Annotated in this window: 11 protein-coding genes and 1 tRNA gene; 7 read left to right on the top strand and 5 right to left on the bottom strand. The window is 69.6% G+C overall.

Annotated features, from left to right (window positions below; genetic code table 11):
• Position 1 precedes the first annotated feature (1 nt).
• Together eno and SBI80_RS12535 are read right to left on the bottom strand one after the other, a co-directional pair.
• Entirely contained in the window at positions 2–1,291 is a 1,290-nt protein-coding gene (gene eno / locus SBI80_RS12540) for a phosphopyruvate hydratase (RefSeq protein WP_318974982.1), read from the bottom strand.
• A 104-nt stretch (positions 1,292–1,395) separates the two neighbouring features.
• Entirely contained in the window at positions 1,396–2,127 is a 732-nt protein-coding gene (locus SBI80_RS12535) for a lytic transglycosylase domain-containing protein (RefSeq protein ID WP_318974981.1), read from the bottom strand.
• Between the two features lie 196 nt (positions 2,128–2,323).
• Here SBI80_RS12535 and efeU point away from each other — a divergent pair, with 196 nt between their 5' ends.
• Genes efeU through efeB form a run of 3 tightly spaced genes read left to right on the top strand, consistent with a single transcriptional unit; the run spans position 2,324 to position 5,806 of the window.
• The gene (efeU, locus tag SBI80_RS12530; RefSeq protein ID WP_318974979.1) at positions 2,324–3,286 is read left to right on the top strand and encodes an iron uptake transporter permease EfeU; all 963 of its coding nucleotides are present in this window, start codon (positions 2,324–2,326) and stop codon (positions 3,284–3,286) included.
• Between the two features lie 8 nt (positions 3,287–3,294).
• Positions 3,295–4,476: an iron uptake system protein EfeO gene (efeO, locus tag SBI80_RS12525; protein WP_413232717.1), complete on the top strand. Its 1,182-nt coding sequence runs from the start codon at positions 3,295–3,297 to the stop codon at positions 4,474–4,476.
• Complete coding sequence (gene efeB, locus SBI80_RS12520; protein ID WP_413232716.1) at positions 4,463–5,806, top strand: iron uptake transporter deferrochelatase/peroxidase subunit; 1,344 nt, start codon at positions 4,463–4,465, stop codon at positions 5,804–5,806. The genes efeO and efeB overlap by 14 nt, the downstream gene beginning before the upstream one ends.
• Here the strand turns inward: efeB and SBI80_RS12515 are convergent.
• The 3 genes from SBI80_RS12515 to SBI80_RS12505 all read right to left on the bottom strand — a co-directional run bounded on the left by SBI80_RS12515 (position 5,779) and on the right by SBI80_RS12505 (position 11,213).
• On the bottom strand, positions 5,779–6,804 hold the full coding sequence (locus SBI80_RS12515; RefSeq protein WP_318974976.1) for a nucleoside triphosphate pyrophosphohydrolase: 1,026 nt from the start codon (positions 6,802–6,804) through the stop codon (positions 5,779–5,781). The two genes, efeB and SBI80_RS12515, sit on opposite strands and share 28 nt — an antisense overlap.
• Positions 6,805–6,823: 19 nt before the next feature.
• Entirely contained in the window at positions 6,824–10,537 is a 3,714-nt protein-coding gene (gene mfd / locus SBI80_RS12510) for a transcription-repair coupling factor (protein WP_318974975.1), read from the bottom strand.
• Positions 10,538–10,616: 79 nt separating this feature from the next.
• Positions 10,617–11,213, bottom strand: coding sequence for a TetR/AcrR family transcriptional regulator (locus tag SBI80_RS12505; RefSeq protein WP_318975254.1), 597 nt, complete (start codon positions 11,211–11,213; stop codon positions 10,617–10,619).
• Positions 11,214–11,297: 84 nt separating this feature from the next.
• On the opposite strand from SBI80_RS12505, the gene SBI80_RS12500 reads away from it, so the two are divergent.
• The 4 genes from SBI80_RS12500 to arsC all read left to right on the top strand — a co-directional run bounded on the left by SBI80_RS12500 (position 11,298) and on the right by arsC (position 14,381).
• Positions 11,298–11,369: transfer RNA gene (locus SBI80_RS12500), tRNA-Gln, on the top strand.
• 122 nt (positions 11,370–11,491) lie between these two features.
• The gene (gene glmU, locus SBI80_RS12495) at positions 11,492–12,961 is read left to right on the top strand and encodes a bifunctional UDP-N-acetylglucosamine diphosphorylase/glucosamine-1-phosphate N-acetyltransferase GlmU (RefSeq protein ID WP_318974973.1); all 1,470 of its coding nucleotides are present in this window, start codon (positions 11,492–11,494) and stop codon (positions 12,959–12,961) included.
• Between the two features lie 90 nt (positions 12,962–13,051).
• Positions 13,052–14,032 (top strand): ribose-phosphate diphosphokinase, encoded by a 981-nt coding sequence (locus SBI80_RS12490; protein ID WP_318974972.1) that lies wholly within the window; start codon positions 13,052–13,054, stop codon positions 14,030–14,032.
• Position 14,033: 1 nt separating this feature from the next.
• Positions 14,034–14,381: an arsenate reductase (glutaredoxin) gene (gene arsC, locus SBI80_RS12485; protein ID WP_413232704.1), complete on the top strand. Its 348-nt coding sequence runs from the start codon at positions 14,034–14,036 to the stop codon at positions 14,379–14,381.
• The last annotated feature ends 1 nt before the right edge of the window (position 14,382 follow it).

The raw sequence follows: 14,382 nt of genomic DNA, 5'->3' as shown, positions 1-14,382 counted from the left end.
ACTACCTGGTCTCGACGGCGAAACGCGGGAACGCCAAGTCGCCCGCGTACCTCGCGGCATCGCCCAACTCCTCCTCGATGCGCAGCAGCTGGTTGTACTTGGCGACGCGCTCGCTGCGAGCGGGCGCGCCGGTCTTGATCTGGCCGCTGCCCACGGCGACGGCGAGGTCGGCGATGGTGGTGTCCTCGGTCTCGCCCGAGCGGTGGCTCATCATCGTGCGGTAGCCGCTGTTGTGCGCCAGCGCGACGGCATCCAGGGTCTCGGTCAGCGTGCCGATCTGGTTGACCTTGACCAGCAGCGCGTTCGCCGCCCCCTTGTCGATGCCCTCCTCGAGCCGCTCCGGGTTGGTGACGAACAGGTCGTCACCGACGATCTGGATGCGGTCGCCGATGGCCGACGTCAGCGCCACCCAGCCGTCCCAGTCGTCCTCGGACAGCGGGTCCTCGATCGACACCAGCGGGTAGGCGCCGAGCAGACCGGTGTAGAACTCGGTCATCTGCTCGGCGGTGCGGGTCTGCTTCTCGAACGCGTATCCGGTTCCGGCGGTGTAGAACTCGGTGGCCGCGACGTCGAGCGCCAACGCCACGTCGGAGCCGAGCTTCAGGCCGGTCGCCTCGATGGCGGAGCTGATCAGGTCCAGCGCCGCGGTGGTGCCGGCGATGTCGGGGGCGAAGCCGCCCTCGTCACCGAGACCGGTGGCCAGACCCTGCTTCTTGAGCACCGACTTCAGCGAGTGGTAGACCTCGGCACCCCAGCGCAGCGCCTCCTTGAACGACGGTGCGCCGATCGGGGCGACCATGAACTCCTGGACGTCGACACCGGTGTCGGCGTGCGCGCCGCCGTTGACGATGTTCATCATCGGGACGGGCAGGATGTGGGCATTGGGACCGCCGAGGTAGCGGAACAGCGGCAGGCCCGCCGCGTCGGCGGCGGCCTTGGCCACGGCCAGCGAGACGCCGAGGATGGCATTGGCGCCCAGCCGCGACTTGTCGGCCGTGCCGTCGCAATCGAGCAGCGCCTGGTCGACCAGTCGCTGGTCGTCGGCGTTGAGTCCGATCACGGCCGGGGCGAGCTCCTCGAGAACGCCCTTGACCGCGTTCTCGACGCCCTTGCCCAGGTAGCGGCTGCCACCGTCGCGCAGTTCGACGGCCTCGTGCTCACCGGTCGACGCGCCGGACGGAACGGCGGCGCGGGCGGCGGACCCGTCGTCGAGAGCCACCTCGACCTCGACGGTCGGGTTGCCCCGGGAGTCGAGAATCTCTCGCGCTGCGATCTGCTCGATGACGGGCACTGACGTCTCCCTCGCTTCGGGGGGTGATACGGACATGTCTTGCTGAGACTGCAGTGAGACAGCCTAGAGGCTCGGCATCGGCACCGCCGAAACAACCACCGCGCTCACAGCGAGTGTCCGGCGGCGTAGGCGGTCGCCCAGTCCCGCACCGTGCGGGCGTACTGGTCGGAGAGGTTGTAGGCGCGCAGTGCGTCCATCCAGCCCCGGGGCTTGGCCAGGTCCTTGCCGCGGAAGCAGAGATACCCGGCCGCCGACAGCGCGGCGTCGTCGATGTTGTCGGGGCTGACGACGCCGTCGTTGTTGGCGTCGACGCCGTAGAGCTTCCAGGTCTGCGGGATGAACTGCATCGGCCCCATCGCCCGGTCCATCAGCGGGTCGCCGTCCAGCTTGCCGCCGTCGGTGTCGGGGATGGCCATGTTGCCCAGCGAGCCGTCGAGCCGGACGCCGCGGATCGGTGGCCTGACGTCGCCGTTGGGCGCGATCGTCGCACCGCGGTAGGTGCCGTGGTGGCTCTCCACCATCCCGATGCCGGCCAGCGTCGTCCACGCCAGGTGGCACTTCGGGTTCTCCACCTCGGCCACCCGGGCGGCGTAGGCGTAGGCCTCCAGCGCGGTGGCCGGGATGCCGAGGGCGGGCGCCCGCTCGGCAGCCCACGCACGGAGCTGGTCGGCCGGGCGGCCCTTGGCGTGGGTGTCCACTGGCGGTACGGGATCGCCGGGCGGCGGCGGCACGCCCTCGGGGATCGGCACGCCCATCTGCCACGAGCAGGAGGAGGCCATCAGCAGAACCGTGGCGACGACGACCGCGACGGCCCTCAGCCAACGCACTGCCGACACCGGACTCCTCAACACCTGGATCCTGCGTACGCATCGAGCAAGACCGCTTTGCAGCCATCGTCCCATGCGCCCGAACCACTCCCGGGTAGCCGGCGGTTGGACATACCGTTCCCCGGGTTGCCTTGCTAAGGTGAGCCACACCTAGCCTTGGATAGGCAATGCTTGGTTATGGTCTACTCGTAGCAAGGACGAAAGCATGATCGCGGTCGAGGACCTCGCGAACGCCTCGGTAGCCCTGGTCGCAGCGGGCCCCAGCGTCTCGTCGCAGCTCTTCGGCAGCGCCCTGATCGGCGTCAGGGAGGGCCTCGAGGCCGCGATCGTGGTCACCATCCTGGTGGCGTTCCTGGTCAAGTCCGAGCGGCGCGACGCCCTCAAGTGGGTCTGGCTGGGCGTCGGCGCGGCGGTCGCGATGACCATCGGCGTGTTCCTGGCAATCCAGTTGGGCCGCAACACCATCTCCGGCCTCGGCGCCGAGGCCATCGCCGGCGTCGCCTCCCTGATCGCCGTCGCCATCGTCACCACGATGGTGCTGTGGATGCGCCGCGCCGCGGCCAGCTTGTCCGGTCAGCTGCGCGGCGACATGGCCCGCGCCCTGGAGGCCGGCGGGGTCGCCGTGGCAGCGCTGTCGTTCCTGGCCGTCGGCCGCGAAGGCGTCGAGACCGCCCTGTTCATGGTCGGCTTCGCCGAGGCCAAGACCCTCTGGCCACTGACCGGCCTCATCGTCGGCGTCGTCATCGCCATCGCACTGGCCTACGCGATGTATCGGGGTGCGCTGCGGATCGACCTGGCCAAGTTCTTCACCTACACCGGCGCCTTCCTGGTCGTCGTCGCCGCCGGGATCCTGTCCTACGGCATCGGCGCACTGCAGACCGTGGGCTGGCTGCCCGGGCTGTCCAGCCACGCATTCGACGTCAGCGGCTGGTTCGACTGGTCGTCGTGGTACGGCCAGGTCATCCAGGGTGTCTTCAACGTCACCCCGACGCCCACGTGGCTGCAGTTCCTGGCCTGGGTGCTCTACCTCGTCATCGTCCTCACCATCTTCCTGCGCCCGAGCAAGGCGCCCGCGAAGCCGACGGACACCCCTCCGCCGGGCACTCCCCCCGCAACCTCCGATCCCACGCCGGTGCCGGAGCCCGCATCCGAAAGGTCCACCACGTGAAGTTCTCGGTGAAAGTTCCCCCTCGCGCCGCGAGTGTCGGCGTCGCCGCCACCGCCGCGGTGCTGACGGGCGTCTCCCTGGCGGGCTGCCAGGCCAAGGAGTCGCAGACCCCGGCCGCCGCTGAGTCGAGCGGCAGCGCCGCGCCGGCACAGGTCACCGTGAACGCCTCCGACACCGCGTGCGAGTTGTCCAGCACCTCGGGGGCCACCGGACCGAGCACGTTCGTGATCACCAACAACGGCACCAAGGTCACCGAGTTCTACGTCTACGGCGAAGGCGACCGGGTGATGGGCGAGGTCGAGAACATCTCCCCCGGACTCGAGCGCAAGCTCGTCGTCCAGCTGAGCGACCCCGGCAAGTACCAGACCGCCTGCAAGCCCGGCATGATCGGCGACGGCCTGCGCGGCGACTTCACCGTGACCGGTGACGCCGTCCAGATCGACACCGAGGGCAAGTTCAAGGAAGCGGCGGACAGCTACAAGCGCTACGTGAACAGCCAGACCGAGGCGCTGGTGCCCGCGGTCGACGCGTTCGTCGCCGCGATCAAGGCCAAGGACGTCGCCAAGGCCAAGGCGCTCTACCCGACCACGCGCACCTACTACGAGCGCATCGAGCCCGTCGCCGAGTCGTTCCCCAACGACCTCGACCCGCGCATCGACCTCCGCGAGGCCGATCTCGAACCGGGTCAGAAGTGGACCGGCTTCCACCGCCTCGAGAAGGACCTGTGGGTCACCGGTCTGCAGCCCGACACCGACGCCATCGCCGACCAGCTGGTGGCCGACGTCAAGGAACTCGACTCCCGTGTCAAGGCGCCCGACTTCACCGTCGACTCCACCCGGATCGCCGGTGGCGCACAGGGTCTGCTCGACGAGATCGCCTCGAGCAAGATCAGCGGCGAAGAGGACATCTTCAGCCACACCGACCTGTGGGACTTCAATGCCAACCTGGAGGGCTCGCAGACCGCGGTGGCCTCGGTGCGGCCGATCCTCGACGAGCGCAACCCCGACCTCGCCAAGAAGGTCGACCAGCGGTTCGCCGAGTCCGAGGCCCTGCTGCAGAAGTACCGCCAGGGTGACGGCTTCGTCCTCTACGACACCGTGACCGAGCCGCAGCGCCAAGAGCTTTCGCGGTCGATCGACGCGCTGTCCAAGGAAGTCAGCCAGGTGCAGGGTGTCATTGCCCCCCAGTAGTCCTGGGCCCCCCAGTAGTCCCAGCCAGGACGGCCCGCCCACCGCCGAACCCGAACCCACCCGCGGAGCGCTCTCGCGCCGCAGGCTGTTCGGGGCGGCGGGGGTCACCGCGGCCGTCGTCGGCGCGGCCGGCGCCGGCGCGCTGGCCGGCCGTGCCTCGGCCGCCAACCCCGCAGGCACCGAACTACAGGGCGCGGTGCCCTTCCGCGGCGAGCGGCAGGCGGGCATCGTCACCGCGGCTCAGGACCGCATGCACTTCTGCTCGTTCGACGTCACCACCGACGACCGCGACGACGTCATCGCGATGCTCAAGCAGTGGACCGAGATGGCCGAGCGGATGACGCAGGGCCACGAGGCCGTCACCGACGGCGCCGTCGGCCTCAACCCCTACGCGCCGCCCGCGGATACCGGTGAGGCCCTTGGCCTTCCGCCCTCCCAGCTGACCCTGACGATCGGCTTCGGCCCGTCGTTCTTCACCAAGGACGGCAAGGACCGGTTCGGCATCGCCGACAAGCGACCGGCGGCGCTGATCGACATGCCCAAGTTCCCCAACGAGACCATGGATCCGGCCCGCAGCCATGGGGACATCTGCGTGCAGGCCTGCGCCAACGACCCGCAGGTCGCCGTGCACGCGATCCGCAACCTGGCCCGCGTCGCCTTCGGCACGGCGGCGGTGCGGTACTCCCAGCTGGGCTTCGGCCGGACGTCGTCGACCACCCGCGACCAGTCGACACCACGAAACCTGTTCGGCTTCAAGGACGGGACGGCCAACCTCAAGGCGGAGGACCGGGCTGCGCTCGATGAGCACGTCTGGGCCGCCGACGGTGACGGCCCGGCCTGGATGACGGGCGGCACCTACCTGGTGACCCGCCGCATCCGGATGCGCATCGAGAACTGGGACCGCACCACCCTGCTGGAGCAGGAGCGGGTGATCGGCCGTCTGAAGGGCACCGGCGCTCCGATCGGCTACGCGAACGAGTTCGACGCCCTCGACCTGAAGACGACGAGCTCCAAGGGCACCCCGCTGATCGACGAGCACGCCCACGTGCGCCTGGCGTCGGCGGACAACCTCGGCGGCATCCAAATCCTGCGCCGCGGATACAACTTCACCGACGGCACGGACGGCTTCGGCCACCTCGACGCAGGCCTGTTCTTCATCGCGTTCGTGCGCGACCCGCGGACGTCGTTCGTGCCCATGCAGACGGCACTGTCGCGCAGCGACGCCCTCAACGAGTACATCACCCACACCGGGACGGCGCTGTTCGCCTGCCCACCGGGACTGCGCGACGGCGATACGTCGGCCTACTGGGGTTCGACGCTGCTGTCCTGATGGTCGGCGTCGGGCTCGGAATCCCGTTCCGCGTCGGCCGAACTCGCCCCGCCGGCGGGCCAGTGCGCCCGCCACTCCTGCTCGGAGACCACGCCGAGCTGCACCTCGGTGAGATCCTCGAGGGCGTCCGAACCGTCCGCACCGCGGCGGCTGGCGAGCACGCCCCGCTCGACCTTGCGGACGGTGTCCATGAACTCCAGGACGCGCGTGCGCAAGGCATTCTCGGCGTCCCCGCCGAGTCCCACCTCGATCGAGGTCAACCCCGGCGGAATCAGATCGCTCGGCAGACCCGCGGCGGCCAGCCGTTCGAGCACCTTCTGGGTCAACGCCAGCGCGGGCTGACCGGTGGGCACGTCGTCCACCGACGATCGGCGCGCCTTCACCGAGCTCTCGCTGGCCTTGCGCTCCTCCCACTGAGCCAACTGATCCTCGAGTGAGATCGCTTCTCCGGCAAGCACTGCCGGCACCCGATTACCGAGCTTGCGCACCAGCGCGTCGGCGACGTCGTCGATGCCGAACGGCGTCTCGAGGGCATCCTCGGCGATGCGGGCGTGAAAGAGCACCTGCAGCAGCACGTCGCCGAGTTCCTCGCGGAGTTCGTCGGCGTTGCCACCGCGGACCGCGTCGAACAGCTCGTAGGTCTCCTCGAGCAGGTAGCGGCGCAGCGAGTCGTGGGTCTGCTCGCTCTCCCACGGCCCGGCGGTGCGCAGCTTGTCCATGATCGCCACCGCGTCGAGCAGGCGTTCCCCAGACTGCGGCGCCGGCACCGAGATCAGCTTCGCCCCAGCGGCCAAGCGCGCCTTGACCATCGGGTGGTTCGGATCCGAGGACAGCAGCACCGGAGCGTCCTCCCCGGTGTAGGCGGGTCGCGACGCCGGCAGCGACCACGGCACCCTGATCGGCATCTCCTCGGTGTACTGCACGTCACCGGCGAGCAGGGTGATGGCCTCCACGGGCACCAGCGACGGCCGGCGCGGATCCACCAGAACGACGGTCATGGCGCCTGCCGCTGCCGATTCACGAGCTACCTCCGAGGTCGGTCACATCGACTTCAGTCTGCGGTCTGCCATCCAACGCGAGCAACAGACCCGCCACGACGCGCAACAATTCGGCATCCCGGACCCGCGGCGCGCCGATCCCGTCGCCGGCCCGCGGAATCGGCACGGTGATGGTCGAGGTGGTCGCGCGGTAGGTCGCCGACGGATACATCCTCTTGAGCCGCAGCTGCTGGGAGTCCATCAGCGTCAGCGGCGTCAGCCGGATGGTAGAGGCCGACGGGGCACCGACCTCGGTCACGCCGTACTGCTTGCAGAGCAATCGCAGGCGTGCCACGGCCACCAGCAGCTCGGCGGGCTCGGGCAGCGGGCCGTACCGGTCGACGAGCTCATCGACGACTCCGGCGATGGCCGAATCATCCTGTGCGGCAGCCAATCTGCGGTAGGCTTCCAGGCGCAGGCGGTCGCTGCCGATGTACTCCGGTGGCAGGTGTGCGTCGACGGGAAGGTCGATGCGAACGTCCTTGGGCTCCTCGACCGCGGCGACGGTATTGCCGTCCACCACCGCCCGGTAGGCCTCGACCGCCTCACCGACCAGCCGCACGTACAGGTCGAAGCCCACCCCTGCCACGTGCCCGGATTGCTCTGCACCCAAGACGTTTCCGGCACCTCGGATCTCCAGGTCCTTCATCGCCACGGCCATGCCAGCGCCGAGTTCGTTGTTCTGCGCGATGGTGGCCAGCCGGTCGTAGGCCGTCTCGGTCAGCGGCACCTCTGGTGGGTAGAGGAAGTAGGCGTAACCGCGTTCCCGGCTGCGGCCGACGCGCCCGCGCAGCTGGTGTAGCTGGGACAGGCCGAACGTGTCGGCCCGCTCGACGATCAGCGTGTTGGCGTTCGAGATGTCCAGCCCCGTCTCGACGATCGTGGTGCACACCAGGATGTCGAACTCGCGGTTCCAGAAACCCTCGACGGTGCGCTCGAGCTGCTCCTCGGCCATCTGGCCGTGTGCCACGACGACCCTGGCCTCGGGCACCAGCTCCCGCACCCTGGCCGCGGTGGCGTCGATCGTGCGCACGCGGTTGTGGATGTAGAACGCCTGGCCGTCGCGGAGCAGCTCGCGCCGCAGCGCCGCGGCGACCTGCTTGTCGTCGTGCGGCCCGACGTAGGTCAGCACCGGGAACCGCTCCTCCGGCGGGGTGAGGATGGTCGACATCTCGCGGATGCCCGCCAGGCTCATCTCCAAGGTTCGCGGGATCGGCGTCGCGCTCATGGTCAGCACGTCGACGTGGGTGCGCATCGACTTGATGTGCTCCTTGTGCTCGACGCCGAAGCGCTGCTCCTCGTCGACGATGACCAGTCCGAGATCCTTCCACGTGACACCGGTCTGCAGCAGGCGGTGGGTGCCGATGACGATGTCGACCGAACCGTCCTTCATGCCCTCGAGTGCCGCGCGGGACTCCAGGGTGTCGGTGAACCGCGACAGCCCCTTCACGGTCACCGGGAAACCAGCCATCCGCTGGGTGAACGTCTGCAGGTGCTGGTCGGCCAGCAGCGTGGTGGGCACCAGCACGGCGACCTGCTTGCCGGCCTGTACCGCCTTGAACGCCGCCCGCACCGCGATCTCGGTCTTGCCGTAGCCGACGTCACCGCAGATGACGCGGTCCATCGGCACCGGCTTCTCCATGTCGGCCTTGACCTCGGTGATGGCGGTCAGCTGGTCGACGGTCTCGGTGAACCCGAACGCGTCCTCCATCTCGGCCTGCCACGGGGTGTCCGGGCCGAACGCGAAGCCCGGCGCCGCCTGCCGCTTGGCGTACAGCGCCACCAGTTCGCCGGCGATCTCACGAACCGCCTTGCGCGCCTTGGTCTTCGTGTTGGTCCAGTCGCTGCCGCCGAGCTTGCTCAGCGTCGGTTCCGTGCCACCGACGTAGCGGGACAGCTGATCCAGGGAGTCCATCGGCACGAAGAGCTTGTCCGACCCGCCACCCCGCTTGGCCGAGGCGTACTCCAGCACCAGGTACTCGCGGCGGGCGCCGCCGATGGTGCGCTCCACCATCTCCACGAACCGGCCGATGCCGTGCTGGTCGTGCACGACGAGGTCACCGGCGGTCAGCGCCAACGGGTCGACGACGTTGCGGCGCTTGGCCGCCAGCCGCTTGCCCTCGGTGGCGGCGGCGCGGTTGCCGGTCAGATCGGTCTCGGTGATGACGACGAGGTTCGCCCCCGGCAGCACCGCACCGTCGCGCAGCGGCCCCTTGAGCACGCCGACGACACCGGGCTTGGGCACGTCACCGGGCTCCAGAAGCGAAGCGGCGGTGTCGTGTTCGCCGAGCTGCTCGACGACCCGGTGCGCCGTGCCGGTGCCGGGGGTGACCACGGCGGCCAACCCGCCGGTGGTGACGTGGGCCCGCAGCATCGCGAACATCTCGTCGAGGTTGTTCTGCTGACCCCGCGCCGATGGGGCCGCCTTGATGTCGAGCTCGAGGGCGCCGGGGTCGCCCAACTGGCTCAGCGTCCACCACGGATGCCCGCCCACCTCGGCACCCGCGTGCACGTCGGCGAGGTCGCGGAACCCGGACCCGCCGAGCTGCTCGACGTCGATGGGGGCATCGGCGCCCATCGCCGCGACCGACCATGACGCCTCGAGGAATTCCTGTCCCGTCTTGATCAGGTCCGCCGCGCGGGTTCGCACCTTCTCCGGATCGCACACCAGCACCGGCGCCCCCGCCGACAGGTGATCGGTCAGCAGCACGAGGTCGGTGGGCCGCAACACCGGCAGCAGCGCCTCCATCCCGTCGACCGGAATGCCCTGGGCGAGCTTGGCGAGCATGTCGCCGACGGTTCCGGTGACGCGGTCGACGTCGCGCGGCTGGTCGGCGGAGAACGCAGCCGCCCGCTGGCGGACCTCGTCGGTGAGCATCAGTTCCCGGCACGGCACCGCGACGAGGTGCTCGACGGTGAGCTCGGGCAACGAACGCTGATCGGCCACGGAGAACATCCGCATCTCCGAGACCTCGTCGCCCCAGAACTCGATGCGGACCGGATGCTCGGCCGTCGGCGCGAAGACGTCGAGAATGCCGCCGCGCACCGCGAACTCACCGCGCTTGCCGACCATGTCCACCCGGGTGTAGGCCAGCTCGACGAGCCGCTGCAGCACGCCGTCGAACTCGGCCTCCATGCCGACCGCGAGCGTGACCGGCTCGACGTCGGCCAAATCGGGGGCCATCGGCTGCAGCAGGGAACGGGCGGTGGTGACCACGACGCGCAGCGGCGGGCCGAGGTGCTCCTCGTCCGGGTGGGCCAGCCGGCGCAGCACCATCATCCTGGCGCCGACGGTCTCGACACCCGGCGACAACCGCTCGTGCGGCAGCGTCTCCCACGACGGGAACAGGGCGACGGCGTCGCCGTACACGGCGCGCAGCTCGGCGGTCAGGTCGTCGGCCTCCCTGCCGGTGGCGGTGACGACCAGCAGCGGACCCGTCCACGTCGAATCAACGGCACTACCGGCGTCGGTCGAATCAACGGCACCGCCGGCGTCGTTCGAATCAACGGCACCGCCGGCGTCGGCGAGGGCCGCCGCGACGAACAGCCGCGCACAGGCGGGGCCGACGAGAGCGGTCTGCGTGGTGGGCGCGCCGGCGCGCCGGGTGAGGTCCGCCAGCTGCGGATCGGACAGCGCGAGACCGACCAGGCCCGCCATCGGGGTCTGGACATGAGGGTGCCCCGATTTCGTCATCGTGGGTCCATCCTAACCACCGACCGAAGGCGTTGCGGCAGTGGCCAAATCACCGAAGGGCCCCTCGGGGAGACGCCGGTCACTGCTGGTCGTGCAGCTCCGGGTCTGCCTCCAAGTGGGTCAACCCGTTCCACATCAGGTTCACCAGATGCGCCGCGACCACTTCCTTCTTCGGTTCCCTGGTGTCGAGCCACCACTGCGCGGTCATCGAAACCGACCCGACCAGCGCCTGGGCGTACAACGGCGCGAGATCGGGATCCAGGCCGCGGCGCGCGAAGTCACCGGCCAGGATCGACGCCACCTGGCTCACGGCGTCGTTGAGCAGGCTGGAGTACGTCCCCGAGGCGATGCTGGCCGGCGAATCCCTGATCAGGATGCGAAAGCCGTCGGTGCGCTCCTCGACGTAGGTGAGCAGCGCCAGCGCCACCCGCTCGACCCGCACCCGGGAGCGGTTGTTGGTCAGCGACGAGGTGATGCCGTCGAGCAGCGCCGACATCTCCCGGTCGACCACGACGGCGTAGAGGCCCTCCTTGCCGCCGAAGTGCTCGTAGACCACCGGCTTGGACACCCCGGCCCGCTGCGCGATCTCCTCGATGGAGGTGGCGTCGTAACCGCGCTCGGCGAACAGCGACTTGGCGATCTCGACGAGCTGCTGGCGGCGCTCGGTACCCGTCATGCGCGCACGGGGTACACGCACCTCCTTGTCCTGCGAAGCCACGGCCCTCAGGGTAATCGCCGTCGACTAAAGTTCTAGCCGCAGTCCGTCGTGGTGTAATCGGCAGCACCTCTGATTTTGGTTCAGATAGTTCAGGTTCGAGTCCTGGCGACGGAGCGAGGCTTGCCCGAGCGACCTCCTGCACGGAGCATTCCGTTCGCCGCGAGCGTGCGTGTCGGCACTGCGACACGCCGCTCGAACCGGCACGACGCGCACGCTCGCGCGGGAGTGAGGTATCGATGACGACACGAGGCGAGACTGCGGTCATCGTCCTGGCGGCCGGGGCAGGCACCAGGATGCAGTCCGACATCCCCAAGATGCTGCACACGCTGGCCGGCCGCAGCATGCTGTCGCACACCCTGCACGCCATCGCCAAGGTGGCGCCACGGCACCTGGTGGTGGTGGTCGGCATGGCCCGCGACCACGTCATCCCCGCGGTCAACGGGCTCGCCGACGACCTCGACCGCCCCATCGACATCGCCGTCCAGGAACAGCAGCTGGGCACCGGTCATGCCGTCGCCTGCGGGCTCGCGGCCATCCCGGCCGAGTTCACCGGCACGGTGGTGGTGACGGCGAGCGACGTGCCGCTCCTGGACTCCGACACCCTCGCCGGCCTGATCGACGAGCACGTCGCCCAGTCGACCGCCGCGACGCTGCTGACCACCACGCTGCCCGACCCCACCGGCTACGGCCGCATCCTGCGGACCCAGGACGGCGAGGTGACGAGCATCGTCGAGCAGGCCGACGCGACCGAGTCCCAGCGGGCGATCCGCGAGGTCAACGCCGCCGTCTACGCCTTCGACGCCGCCGCACTGCGCTGGGCGCTGACCCAGCTGCGCTCGGACAACGCCCAAAGCGAGCTCTACCTCACCGACGCCATCGAGATCCTGCGCCGCAACCACCAGAGCGTCCGCGGGCGCCACGTCGACGACAGCGCCCTGGTCGCCGGGGTCAACGACCGCGTCCAGCTGGCCGAACTGCACGCCGAGCTCAACCGGCGCCTCGTCGCCGCCATCCAGCGCTCCGGCGTCTCCGTGGTCGATCCGGCCACGACGTGGATCGACGTCGACGTCACCGTGGGCCGCGACACCGTCATCCACCCCGGCACCCAACTGCTCGGCACCACCCGGATCGGGGCGCGCTGTCAGATCGGGCCGGACACCACCCTGACCGGTGTCGTCGTCGGCGACGGCGCCACCGTCATCCGGACCCACGGCTCCTCCTCGGTGATCGGCGACGCCGCCGTCGTCGGCCCGTTCGCCTACCTGCGCCCCGGCACCGAACTCGGCGCCGAGGGCAAGATCGGCACGTTCGTCGAGACCAAGAACGCCACCATCGGCGCGGGCACCAAGGTGCCCCACCTGACTTACGTCGGGGACGCCGACATCGGCGAGCACAGCAACATCGGCGCCTCAAGCGTCTTCGTCAACTACGACGGAGAAACCAAGCGGCGCACCACGATTGGCTCGCACGTCCGCACCGGATCGGACACCATGTTCGTCGCTCCGGTCACCGTCGGCGACGGCGCGTACACCGGTGCGGGCACCGTCGTCCGGGAGGACGTGCCGCCCGGCGCGCTCGCGGTGTCGGCCGGCCCGCAGCGCAACATCGAGGGCTGGGTGACCCGCAAACGGCCCGGTAGCGCCGCGGCGGAGGCCGCCCGCAATGCCACCCGCGCCGACGTGCCGGAAGACCATTCGGACACCTGACGTTGGGATTCCGGCAACCCGGCCGACGGGTGCCACAATCGCTACGTACGATCAACCCGTATCGATCCCCGACGGCAAAGGCAGTCCCACGTGGCCACGGAATGGACCGACAATCGCAAGAACCTGATGCTGTTCTCGGGGCGCGCACACCCCGAGCTGGCAGAGCAGGTCGCCAAGGAGCTGGACGTCAGCGTCACCGCGCAGACGGCCCGCGACTTCGCCAACGGCGAGATCTTCGTCCGCTTCGACGAATCCGTCCGTGGCTGCGATGCCTTCGTCCTGCAGTCCCATCCAGCTCCGCTGAACAAGTGGCTGATGGAACAGCTGCTGATGATCGACGCCCTCAAGCGGGGTAGCGCCAAGCGCATCACCGCGATCCTGCCGTTCTATCCCTACGCCCGGCAGGACAAGAAGCACCGCGGTCGCGAGCCCATCTCGGCGCGCCTGGTCGCCGACCTGCTCAAGACCGCGGGCGCCGACCGCATCGTCTCGGTCGACCTGCACACCGACCAGATCCAGGGCTTCTTCGACGGCCCCGTCGACCACATGCGCGGCCAGGCCCTGCTGTGCGGTTACATCGGCGAGAACTACGCCAGCCACGACATGGTCGTCGTCTCCCCCGACTCCGGCCGCGTGCGCGTCGCCGAGAAGTGGGCCGACTCACTCGGCGGCGTACCGCTGGCGTTCATCCACAAGACCCGTGACCCGCTGGTGCCCAACCAGGTCAAGTCCAACCGCGTCGTCGGCGACGTCCGCGGCAAGACGTGCATCCTCACCGACGACATGATCGACACCGGCGGCACCATCGCCGGCGCGGTCAAGCTCCTCAAGGAGGACGGCGCCGCGGACGTCATCATCGCCGCCACCCACGGCGTGCTGTCGGATCCCGCCCGCGAACGCCTGGCCGCCAGCGGCGCGCGCGAGGTCGTGGTCACCAACACGCTGCCGATCGGCGAGGACAAGTCGTTCCCCCAGCTGACGGTGCTGTCGATCGCGCCCCTGCTGGCCAGCACGATCCGGGCGGTGTTCGAGAACGGCTCGGTGACGGGACTGTTCGACGGGGATGCCTGACGTGGGTGGCAGCAGCGTCATCTACCACAACCCGAAGTGTTCGACGTCGCGCAAGACCCTCGAACTGTTGCGCGAGCACGGTGACGAGCCCACGATCATCCAGTATCTGAAGACGCCGCCGACGCGCGCGGAGCTGGCCGACCTCATCGCCAACGCCGGCATCGAGGTACGGGCCGCGGTGCGCAAGCGCGAAGCCCTCTACACCGAGCTCGGCCTCGCCGATGCCTCCGACGACGAGCTGCTCGACGCCTTGGCTCAGCACCCGATCCTGATCGAGCGCCCGTTCGTCGTCACTGCCAAGGGCACCCGCCTGGCCAGGCCGATCGACGGCGTCCGCGAGATTCTGTGAC

Origin of the sequence: Mycolicibacterium sichuanense, from assembly GCF_033741125.1 — a bacterium.
Taxonomy (GTDB): domain Bacteria; phylum Actinomycetota; class Actinomycetes; order Mycobacteriales; family Mycobacteriaceae; genus Mycobacterium.
Note: the sequence above shows the minus strand (reverse complement) of the source record. Positions and strands in the feature narration are given on the sequence as shown.

Excerpts from the sequence above, each read along its gene's own strand:
- SBI80_RS12515 (WP_318974976.1), bottom strand. The coding sequence starts at position 6,804 with ATGACCGTCGTTCTGGTGGATCCGCGCCGGCCGTCGCTGGTGCCCGTG.
- glmU (WP_318974973.1), top strand. The coding sequence starts at position 11,492 with ATGACGACACGAGGCGAGACTGCGGTCATCGTCCTGGCGGCCGGGGCA.
- mfd (WP_318974975.1), bottom strand. The coding sequence starts at position 10,537 with ATGACGAAATCGGGGCACCCTCATGTCCAGACCCCGATGGCGGGCCTG.
- SBI80_RS12505 (WP_318975254.1), bottom strand. The coding sequence starts at position 11,213 with ATGACGGGTACCGAGCGCCGCCAGCAGCTCGTCGAGATCGCCAAGTCG.
- efeU (WP_318974979.1), top strand. The coding sequence starts at position 2,324 with ATGATCGCGGTCGAGGACCTCGCGAACGCCTCGGTAGCCCTGGTCGCA.